Source organism: Marisediminitalea sp. (genome assembly GCF_984433645.1).
The window spans coordinates 1-10,668 of sequence record NZ_CFIDRX010000148.1 but is presented as its reverse complement, the minus strand read 5'-3'; the positions used below and the strand labels follow the sequence as shown (position 1 = coordinate 10,668).

General features: G+C 50.9%; 9 protein-coding genes and 1 pseudogene. 5 read left to right on the top strand and 5 right to left on the bottom strand.

Features of this window, described 5'->3' with window-relative positions; all coding sequences use genetic code 11:
* The coding region (locus AC4MRN_RS15995; RefSeq protein ID WP_491203838.1) for a DUF1439 domain-containing protein at positions 1-524 on the bottom strand (524 nt) is incomplete at its 3' end.
* Positions 525-709: 185 nt separating this feature from the next.
* Between AC4MRN_RS15995 and AC4MRN_RS15990 the strand changes: the two genes are divergently transcribed.
* Both AC4MRN_RS15990 and AC4MRN_RS15985 read left to right on the top strand, forming a co-directional pair.
* A complete protein-coding gene (locus AC4MRN_RS15990) occupies positions 710-2,680 on the top strand; it encodes a class I adenylate cyclase domain-containing protein (RefSeq protein WP_491203837.1) in 1,971 nt (656 codons plus the stop codon).
* 245 nt (positions 2,681-2,925) lie between these two features.
* Positions 2,926-4,539: a GMC family oxidoreductase gene (locus tag AC4MRN_RS15985; RefSeq protein ID WP_491203836.1), complete on the top strand. Its 1,614-nt coding sequence runs from the start codon at positions 2,926-2,928 to the stop codon at positions 4,537-4,539.
* Between the two features lie 17 nt (positions 4,540-4,556).
* Here AC4MRN_RS15985 and AC4MRN_RS15980 read toward each other — a convergent pair whose 3' ends face one another.
* A complete protein-coding gene (locus AC4MRN_RS15980) occupies positions 4,557-5,171 on the bottom strand; it encodes a TetR/AcrR family transcriptional regulator (protein ID WP_491203835.1) in 615 nt (204 codons plus the stop codon).
* 118 nt (positions 5,172-5,289) lie between these two features.
* On the opposite strand from AC4MRN_RS15980, the gene AC4MRN_RS15975 reads away from it, so the two are divergent.
* Positions 5,290-7,335: an oxidoreductase gene (locus tag AC4MRN_RS15975; protein WP_491055190.1), complete on the top strand. Its 2,046-nt coding sequence runs from the start codon at positions 5,290-5,292 to the stop codon at positions 7,333-7,335.
* A gap of 31 nt (positions 7,336-7,366) precedes the next feature.
* Here AC4MRN_RS15975 and AC4MRN_RS15970 read toward each other — a convergent pair whose 3' ends face one another.
* From AC4MRN_RS15970 to AC4MRN_RS15960, 3 genes are read right to left on the bottom strand one after another with little or no spacing between them, the layout of a single operon-like run.
* A complete protein-coding gene (locus AC4MRN_RS15970; RefSeq protein WP_491203834.1) occupies positions 7,367-8,551 on the bottom strand; it encodes a retropepsin-like aspartic protease family protein in 1,185 nt (394 codons plus the stop codon).
* 6 nt (positions 8,552-8,557) lie between these two features.
* Positions 8,558-9,016 (bottom strand): acyl-CoA thioesterase, encoded by a 459-nt coding sequence (locus AC4MRN_RS15965; protein ID WP_370241499.1) that lies wholly within the window; start codon positions 9,014-9,016, stop codon positions 8,558-8,560.
* Positions 9,009-9,707, bottom strand: coding sequence for a DUF8198 family protein (locus AC4MRN_RS15960; RefSeq protein ID WP_491203833.1), 699 nt, complete (start codon positions 9,705-9,707; stop codon positions 9,009-9,011). Before AC4MRN_RS15960 ends, AC4MRN_RS15965 begins: the two co-directional genes overlap by 8 nt.
* Before the next feature lie 32 nt (positions 9,708-9,739).
* On the opposite strand from AC4MRN_RS15960, the gene AC4MRN_RS15955 reads away from it, so the two are divergent.
* Both AC4MRN_RS15955 and AC4MRN_RS15950 read left to right on the top strand, forming a co-directional pair.
* The gene (locus AC4MRN_RS15955; protein ID WP_491203832.1) at positions 9,740-10,462 is read left to right on the top strand and encodes an elongation factor P hydroxylase; all 723 of its coding nucleotides are present in this window, start codon (positions 9,740-9,742) and stop codon (positions 10,460-10,462) included.
* A pseudogene (locus AC4MRN_RS15950) lies at positions 10,455-10,668 on the top strand (ATP-NAD kinase); the annotation flags it as partial. The gene AC4MRN_RS15955 and the pseudogene AC4MRN_RS15950, both read left to right, overlap by 8 nt.

The following is a 10,668-nucleotide window of genomic DNA, read 5'->3' as shown; positions in this document are numbered from 1 at the left end:
GCTTGTTCGGTAGAGCCTGCGGTGACAATACTTAGCGCCGAGCGCAGAGGTTGTCCTAGCAAAGATGACAGGCCCGACAGCGGTCCGGGCAACAGTTTATCTATGATGAACTGTGTGTCTTTTAGCAAACTGTAGCGGTCATTGAGTAAGTGCACCACGTCGACCCGCACATCGGTAAATCGCAAGGTGCGACTGGCCGGGAAATAATTAGGTAAAGCACTCACAGACACTGCAACATGAGCACGGTAAATGGTGGTACCCAGTGCGCGAATTTCAACCGAACAAAACAACTGTAACGTTAACCGGTTGGTGCTGAGCGGCATGGTTAACTGACATTCCAGGCACTCAAAACTGCCTTCGCCGATGGGCACTTCCAGGGGGACTTTTATGGGAAAGTAGGGGCGAACGATATCGTTTAATTCAGCTTCAGTGAAGGCATCAAAGGTAAGGCGACCGGTTTTAAGTAAACAATACCCTACCAGTACGTGAAGCCTGTCCTGCCAGTTTAACTGCGATAATGCCAACTACCTGTCCTCTGCATAGGGTGAAAGCTGCTTCGGGGTTCTGCAATACGTTGAAGCGAGCGCTATGTTAACAGACCGAACGCCTCGCACCATCTCAGAATAGTGATTTATTTATAAGTAGCATACACCTTCCTGATAAAACCGGTTATTCTTGTAGGAGTATTAGGACTTCTGACAGGGCGTTAATGGCTTCGCGGCAATCGTTAACAGTGAATCAAAACCTGACTATTCGCTTGCTACGGGTACTGCGGTATAACAAAGCGCGGATTGAGCGGGCTATGGCGTTACTGCCTGCTGAGCACAAACCCCTGTTTCAGGTGCTACCGTTTCTGCTGCATATCAATCACCCTGAATTCCCCGGCTATGTTAGCAATAGCAATGTGCCAATTGGTCTGAATAATTTTTCTTTCCGCGATGAAATCAAAAACGCCCTGATGGATTTCTTTCCCATGCAGCACGTATTGATTGAAGACATCAAGCAGATCTGGCCGCGTCAGCGTGCAATCGATGCGTTATTGTTAATGGGGAGTATTGGCACTATAGCTCAATCAGATGAGTCGGATTTCGATTACTGGGTATGCGTCGACGGCAAGGCCCATACCCCTGAAGCGTTGTCGCTGCTGCAGGAAAAGCTCACCGCCATAGAACAGTGGGTGCAAGATCAGTACAACATTGAAGTACATTTCTTTTTGTCGGAAATAGACAAAGTTCGCAATAACGATTTTGGTATTGCTGAAGGTGAAAGCGCGGGCTCAGCACAGGCGGTGCTGTTAAAGTCCGAGTTTTATACCACCAATATATTGGTGGCGGGAAAAGCCCCATTCTGGTGGCTGGTGCCGGAATCGACAACTCAGCAGCAGTATTATGCTCTGCGTGAACATCTGGAAGAGGGCGGTTCACCGGATCCGGATTGGTTTATGGATCTGGGGCATATTGAGCGGCTCGATCCAAATGAACTGTTTGGTGCCGCAATCTGGCAATTGGGTAAGGCCATGGACTCTTCGTTTAAGTCTGTGATTAAAATGGCCAAGCTGGAAGTGTTTCTGGAAAATGCCGAGAACGAACAACCCCTGTGTAACCTGCTGAAAAAGCGGGTGCATAACGGTGATGAAGCACCGGGTAACGTGGCGACGATAGACCCGTACGCCCTGATGTTTGATCAGGTGATTGCGCACTATGAAGCAAAAGGCGATGACGACGTTGTGTTGTTGCTTCGTCAGTGCCTTTACATTAAGTGTGATTGCGAGCTCAGCAAAGCCGCGAAAGACAATGAGGCCTCGTTCAAGCGGCGTATTATGATTGGCTACGCTAAACGTTGGGGCTGGAGTCGCAATGACCTGATGCATCTCGACAACCTGGAGAACTGGTCATTTCAGGAAAAGATCCAGCTGTTCCGCCGAATTCATCAGTTTTTGATTCTGTGCTACCGCCGCATGTCCGGAAAAATGCCCAAGGACAATCAATTGGTCAGCCAGGAAGACATGACCGTTTTGGGCAGAAGGCTCGATACGTTTTACTCCAAAAAGCCGAATAAAATTGAGTTTTTGCGCAGCGGTATGGATGAGCTGGTGTATTGCCCTACGGTTACCTTAAAGCTGACCCGACGCAAAAATGGCACGTCGCTTTGGACCATGTACTCTGGCGATCAACTGGGTAAACTGAATAAGAGTGTGGAGAAAACCCGCATTACTAACGCTGCTTGTCTGGTGAGACTCATGCTGTGGTGTATTTGTAACCGGGTTATCGATGCCAACTCGGAAATCCTGTTGGATTATGACACAGACCCTATTTCTGAAAGTGACCTGTACCAGTTCGTGAAACACGCGGTAAATCTGTTTCCGCCGGTGAAAGTAAACTCATTGCCACGGTCCGCGCTGATTTCACCACAGAAAATTGAAGCCTGCCTGGTAGTACTTAACTTCACCACGTCGCGTTTAAAGGCCACCGTGGAAGATGTTGTAGTGATCTATTCCACGTCATGGGGCGAGACTTTTCTGGCAAATGGCGTAGAAGCCCTCAACGGTATTTGGTATGACTTGCAAGAAATGCCTGCCGGGTCACATTGCTGCGCATATGTGCCTCATTGCAGTCAGCGCCAGCGTGTATTCGATGCATTTTGTGATACTGCAGACCATGAGTTTCTGCTTCTGAGCTAGTTTTAGTTCTACCTGATCAAAACCATCCCGCATTGGCCGGAGCGCGAGTACTGATATACAACCCGTTGTCATCACGTCCATTTGGCCTTTGAATCCTATTGTTTAGATGCACCGATTTATTGACTGAGATTAACTATTTTTTTACATAAATACTTTGCAGCTAAAACGCAATTGCGTTAGCCTTTACTCAACTGGTATGACCATTGTGTCTTCCCCGTCATTATTGAGTTAGCAAGGAACAGGTTATGCAAATCCCGGTAGAGCAATACGACTACATTGTTGTAGGTGGAGGTTCGGCAGGCGCGGTGTTAGCGGCTCGCTTAACAGAGAATCCACTGGTACGCGTATGCTTGTTAGAAGCGGGCGGTCCCGACTCAAACCCTTTTATTCATATTCCGTTTGGCTTGTCGCTGTTAAGTCAATTCGACAATATTGGCTGGGGTTACAATACTGAGCCTCAGCCCCATTTGAATAACCGAGAGCTATTCTGGCCCCGGGGGAAAACACTGGGGGGCTCAAGCTCCGTTAACGCCATGTGCTACATACGTGGTCAGGTCGAAGATTACGACCGCTGGGCGGCAAACGGCGCGACAGGCTGGGACTTTAAAAGTGTGTTGCCGTACTTCAAAAAAGCTGAAGATTTCTGCAACGGCGCAGATGAATTTCACGGTGTTGGCGGGCCATTGGGAGTCGATAACCTGCGCTATACCTCTGAATTGTCTAACGCCTTTGTCGAGGCGGCTGAACACGTTTCGTTGCCGCAGTGTCACGATTTCAACCGTCATGACCGCGTTGGTCTCGGCATGTATCACGTTACGCAACGTGGTGGTCAACGTTGCTCTACGGCTAAAGGGTATCTCACCGAAGCGAAAAAGCGGGGTAACCTCACGGTGGTTACCCACGCATTAGCTGAGCGGATACTGATTAAACAGCAACGTGCCATTGGTGTGCAGGCCCGAGTGAAAGGGAAAGCGCGCCGCCTAATGGCAAATAAAGAAGTACTGCTAAGTGCAGGTGCGATAAATTCGCCTCATCTGTTGATGCTATCAGGTATCGGACCAGCTCAGGCATTACAGGATAAGGGCATACTGGTACAGCAAGATTTGCCCGGCGTTGGCCAGAATCTCCAGGACCATCTCGATGCCATTGTGCAATACCGAACCTCAGTGCGAACCGGCTACGCGATTGCATTTGGTGCATTGCCTCAGTACATCCGCGCGACTTTCCGTTATGCCTTCAAGCGCGACGATATCTTTTCTTCCAATGTGGCTGAAGCCGGTGGCTTTGTTAAGTCCTGCATGGCGGGCGACTTCCCCGATATTCAATATCACTTTTTGCCAGCCATCCTCGAGGACCACGGTCGACAGTTTTCCTTCGGTTACGGGTATGGGGTACACGTGTGCAATCTTTACCCTAAAAGCCGCGGTGAAATTCGTCTGCAAAGCAATCATCCTGCAGATCATCCGGCCATTGAGCCAAATTACTTGTCTCATGAAGACGATATTAAAGTGATGGTAGACGGCGTTAAACAAGCTAAAGCCATTTTAGACAGCAAAGCGTTCAGCAAATTCAAAGGCAAACCGGCTGTCGGCGAAGTGGACTTTGGCAACGATGACGAGATCGCCGGATTCATTCGCGAGCAGGCCGAAAGTATTTATCACCCGGTTGGCACTTGTAAAATGGGGGCCGATGACGACCCTATGGCGGTGGTAGATACACAGCTCAGAGTACGAAATATTGCTGGGCTCAGGGTCGTGGACGCGTCGGTAATGCCGGATCTGGTTGGGGGAAATACCAACGCACCAACCATTATGATCGCCGAGCGGGCGGCGGAATGGATTCGTCAGGCGCAAGAGTAATTGCCTGGAAGCGGGACCTAGCCCCGCTTCAATAACATGGCAACCGTGCAATCACACATATCGTCGATGTGCTCTGAATCGGCATAGACACCATCAATAATCAGCCGTGCAAGTCCGTGTAAGGTCGCCCAGATGACCTGCGTTTGTCGCAGTGCAGGCATTGACTGAGCAATAATGCCTTCCTGTTGCCACTGGGTGATTTTATTGAGCATAAACTGAAATGCGGGATAAGCGATTTCTTTCAGTTGATCGTCAGCCTGACCCGTTTTCCAGATAGGGTGGCCAAACATCAAATCGTATAACTGAGGGTTGCTGGCCGACCAGTGGATGTAGCCATGCACAAACTGACCTAAGCGTTCCTCGGGTGTCATGTCAGGCGAGTTGGCCCTGGCTTTTGAAATCGCTATCCACTGCTCGAATCCCCGCGCGGCTACTGCGTTTAACAACGCGTTTTTGTCGCGAAAATGGTGATACAACGCAGAACGAGACACGCCCACGTCGTCGGCAAGCTTGCGCAATGAAAGGGCATCAACGCCTTGTGATTCAATACGTTGCGCGGCTGCTTCAAGTAGTGCGGCGCGCAGGTCACCATGGTGATACGTCTGATTGCCACGCCCGGTGGTCTGCTGCATGAATTATCCCGTAATAAGCGTTCTTGCTGCTAGCATAATGTTAATCTTGACAGTGTCAAATTATAAGCCTATCTTGACACTGTTTAGTTTTAAAAGAAAACAATAAAAGAGGGCACCCATGACTCAGGCAACTGCGGTAGAAAAACACCCGCTGTACCCACATCTGTTCGAGCCGTTAGATTTAGGCTTTACTCAACTTAAAAACCGGATCCTGATGGGCTCCATGCACACCGGCCTTGAAGAAATGCCGGGCGGTCATGCCCACATGGCGGCATTTTACGGCGCTCGCGCAGCCGGTGGAGTCGCACTTATCGTAACCGGCGGTATTGGGCCGAATGACGAAGGGGCAACCCACGCCGAGACCAAACGCCTCGACAGTGATGAAGCGGTAGCTAATCACAAGCAGGTAACCGATGCCGTGCACGCCAATGGCGGCAAGATTTGTATGCAGATCCTGCATACCGGCCGTTATGCCTACAACCCAAAACTGGTCGCTCCGTCTGCACTGCAAGCGCCCATTAACCCGTTCAAACCGAAAGCGCTGACGAACGACGAAATTGAAAAGCAAATCGATGACTTTGTGTTTGCCGCTACGCAGGCTCAGCGCGCTGGTTACGACGGCGTTGAAATCATGGGCTCAGAAGGCTATTTCCTGAACCAGTTTATTGCTGCCCGCACCAACCATCGGGACGACGAGTGGGGCGGCGATTATGCAAACCGCATGCGTTTGCCAGTGGAAGTCGTGCGCCGCGTTCGCGAAGCCGTGGGCGAAGACTTCATTATTATCTATCGCTTGTCTATGTTGGACCTTGTTGAGGGGGGCTCCAGCTACGATGAGATCCTGACATTAGGCAAAGCCATCGAAACGGCGGGTGCGACTATCATTAACACCGGCATTGGCTGGCATGAGGCACGAATTCCCACCATCGCCACCAAGGTGCCGCGCGCGGCGTTTACCTGGGTAACCGCCAAATTCCGCAAACATCTGTCTATTCCGGTGATTACCTCAAACAGAATTAATATGCCCGACGTGGCGGAGTCGGTTATTGCTCGTGGCGATGCCGATATGGTGTCGATGGCGCGTCCGTTCCTGGCGGACCCTGATTTTGTAATTAAAGCCGAGCAACAACGCGCAGATGAGATTAACACCTGTATTGGTTGTAATCAGGCGTGTCTGGATCACGTATTCAACGGTAAATTAACCAGCTGTCTGGTAAACCCGTATGCGTGCCATGAATTAATGATCACTATGAAGCCTGCTGAAGCGGTAAAAACCATTGCCGTTGTTGGTGCTGGTCCTGCAGGATTAGCGGCAGCCACGACGGCCGCGCAGCGCGGACACAAAGTGGTGTTGTTTGATGCCGCCGATAAAATCGGTGGGCAATTTAATATTGCGCGCCAAATTCCGGGTAAAGAAGAGTTTAACGAGACCTTGCGTTACTTTGGCAAACAACTCGAGTTGCTGGGGGTCGATGTACGATTGAATACGCCGGTTACCGCAGAAACACTGAACGAAGGCGGGTTTGATGTTGTGCTGCTGGCCACCGGTATTGTGCCGCGGACGCCGGCCATCGAAGGTATTGAGCACAGCAAAGTGCTGACATACCTGGACGTACTGCGCGATAAAAAGCCGGTAGGTGGCAAAGTGGCTATTATTGGTGCTGGTGGTATTGGCTTTGATACTGCAGAGTACCTAAGCCACGGCAAATCTGTACCTAGCCAGGATATTGAAGCCTTTATGCGCGAGTGGGGGATTGATATGACTCTGGAGGCGCGTGGTGGGGTTGAGGGCATGAAGCCACAACCAGAACCATCACCTCGGCAGATTGTATTGCTACAACGCAAGTCTTCAAAAGTTGGGGCTGGCTTGGGTAAAACTACGGGTTGGGCGCACCGTTTAGGATTGCAAATGAAAGGAGTGCAAATGATCCCGGGCGTGCAGTACGACAAAATTGATGATGCAGGCTTGTACATTACCGTCGACGGTGAGCAAAAGCTGCTCGATGTCGATAACGTGATCATCTGTGCCGGGCAAGAGCCGCAGCGCGCACTGGTCGAAGGGCTGTCTGTTCCCCACCATTTGATTGGTGGTGCTGATGAAGCGCTGGAACTGGATGCCAAACGTGCGATTGCACAGGGCACTAAGGTCGCGTTAAAACTCTAGCAACGCCATAACGGGCAGTCAGGAAATACCGTTAATTCCTGGCTGCCAATACGAGTTCGGCTTTGTCCTGATCGAGCTGGAAACGAAATTGTTTAAGTACGTTCATCCCCAATAATCCGTCGTTGTTACCTGAAAAGGTGCGCGGTAAAACCAACACACCTACATCTTTTAGCGTGTAGGGGCCGAGTGTTAGCGACTCTATTCTGACCAACGGTGCACGAATAGGGCCTCCCGCTGTATTTACGTCAAACAAACCTAGCATTTGCAACCGGTTAAAGCGTTGAAGCCGGCGATAAACATCGCGATTAATGGCGGTACTGCTGGCGCCAGTATCCAATAGCAGTTTGGTGTCTGTACCCTGCATATTCACATCTACCAGGTAGTGTTCGCCATATTTTTCCAGGCTTACCCGAGAAGTGAGTGTTTTGTCGGGCAGACTATTGTCAAAAGTGTCTTCATTATTGTTCTCGGTTTGCGCGGTTTGCATGCGACTGCGCAGCTTCTCAGCGCCAGGGTGGTCTGGCGGTAAACTGGCGAGCGTATCTTCCATCAGAATGTACTTTTGTTGCTGAGCGTAGGATTCGGCCAGCAGTAAAATCAGCGAACGGTCGGTCGGAAATAGCTGAAACAACGGCTCGATAAACTGCGCCAACATATCCCACTCGTGCCCTTCGTAGAGTGCGCGAATAGCTTCGTCTCGCAGACTTTCAACGCGGGTTGACAGTACTTCCTGTTGGTCGGCGGGTAACACGTCATCATCCAGCAGGCCGTAAAAGTGCGTCAGTGCCAGAGACAACGGTTGTGTTGCCAGCAACCAGTCCGCTTCCAGAAGTAATAAGTCCGGATTGTCGAAGTGGTCCCGACTCATGCGCTGTATAAACGCCTCGACGTGGCCGTATTCACCGGCTGCTAACCATGCTCTTGCCTGACTAATTGACTCACTGTTTAATTCAGTCATTACTGCAGTGGTTGCAGTATCGGATACTGACGAACTACCTTGCGAGTCGAGGTTGTTTGACGTGCCTGATTGCTGACTCAGTGTTGTTTGCGGCGCCGTTGCCCGGCGTTGCTCAGCAAAGGACTCTGGAGTCTCAAGCGCACGTTCTCGCTCAGCAAAAGCGGCGTCGGCCGATTCGATGTTATCCAGCAATAAATAGCCATTGAGTGCAACTGAACACAGCAACGCAAGCGTGACTAACTGAGCGTAACGAGACATAGTAAATTACTGTCCTTGTGTGGCTGGGATAACCGCTCCCTGGTAAACCTCTGCAAAGGGGCGCGGCATTCTTGCCGGCTGACCTGAGGATAACTTAACACAGATAAATCGGGTTTTGCCACGGTACAGGGTTTCGCCTGTGTTCGCTCGTATGTACTGGAATTCCCGGGTCAGCTGTAAACGCCCATCACAGGCCACAATCCAGGTCGCACACAGTAGCTCATCTTCGCGAAAAGCCGGTTTAACATAGTCCAGCTCGTGGCGCACAATCACCATGGCCCGGTCCAGGGCTTTATAGTCCTCAAAACTCAGCCCCAGTGACTGCGAGTGCTGCCATGCGACGTTTTCCTGTTGGCTCAGGTAAGCCACGTTATTAACATGTTGATAATGGTCTATGTCTTGTTCCTGAATTTTCCAGGACACAACAAACGGGGCGGGGTACTGCCAGGGCGAAGAATCAGACATCGGGTAAAGGGTTATCCGTGGTTAAGTTTACGCGCTCGTCGAGTAAAGCGTCGTTTAATTCAGATTCTGCCGCAATCACAGGTTCGATAAACGCACTTACATCTCCCAGCCCTTTAAACGCGCTAAAGCCGCGGTAGAGGAAGTCGTGTAAGGCCAGTAATCCTGCCATTTTGGCGGGGCGACGCGACAGTTTTATAATCAATCCAATGCCGGGGATTTTTACCACGTCAGCCAATTGTTCTCCTAACGAAGCCACAATAGCAATTTGCGTAGCCCGGTCTTCGGCTCTGCCAACCGTGCGATACGCAGCTGCGTAGCTGTCGCGGTTAAGCGGTTCGTCATTTAACTGCTGGGCTATCGCCATATCCAGTTCAAACGACAGGGCATTGAGCATTAGCGCTTTATCCAGCGCCACCATTGCCTTGTTCGGTAAGGCTTTGGCGAGCTTTGGGATCACGCGAATTAAGTCTGCGTCGCGCTGACTAAAATCTTTTGGACCGTAAAGCTCATCTACAAAAAAGGTAATCGCATCGTGGTATTCAGCCTGGTCGGCCATATGGGCATGCGTGGTCAGCAGTCGCTTGCACTGCCAGCGTTGTACAGCCTGAATGTCCTCCAGAATGCCTATTTGCTGTGCCAGTTGCCGTCTGGCATTAACCTGGCGGAGATGGGCAATTAAGGACTCTACCACGTACTATCACCTTTCATTTACAGGGGAAGGCCATGATATCTGGCTTCATGCAGCAATACAATCTGGTGGCAGGGCGCTGTATTTGGTATCCTCCGCGGCACATTTTATCCCGGCAGTACACCTTAGTCAGCGACATGAATACCGCGTGTGAATTACAATTCGATGAGACGCCGCACACTGATGCAGATCAGCAGGTGCCCGTGCTTATTAAGCTCTTTAATGACACGTTTTCCGACGCTTACGCAACCAAGCTGGTACTAGGCGGTGATGAACCAGTGTACTTGCCCGTTGGTCGTCCCTGTGCAGCCCTCAATTCTGCCAACAAGGCACTGTGCGAGTATCATCAGATTGTTTTTGCGCACGGTTATTTCTCCAGTGCGCTACACGAGGTAGCACACTGGTGTGTTGCCGGGGAAGCACGCCGGCAGTTGGAAGACTATGGCTATTGGTATTGCCCCGATGGCCGCAATGAAAAACAACAACGTGAATTTGAGCAGGTAGAAGTGAAACCCCAGGCGTTAGAATGGGCCATGACCATAGCCGCAAACCGCCGTTTTCAGGTCAGTACCGATAACCTGAACGGGGTGGAGCCAGACCGTCACGGATTTACCCGGCGGGTAAGGGCGCAACTCGTAACCTACCTGCAAACGGGTTTTCCCAAACGGGCCCAGATGTTTATTGACGCGCTTCGCGCTGAGTTTAACGGTCCGAAACTCACCACACAGTGGCTGGATGAGGTGTATCCTGATGAATAACACATTCCGACTTGGTGTCGTCATCAATCCCTATGCCGGTATTGGCGGCAGCGTGGGCCTGAAAGGCAGCGATGGCGCAGACATTCGCGACAAAGCACTGGCAATGGGGGCGGAAAAGCTCGCCAATCAGAAAATGGCCCGTGCACTTAGCGTTGTGCAAAACGCGAGTGGGTTCACTGTACTTACCGCTGGCGGCGAAATGGGGG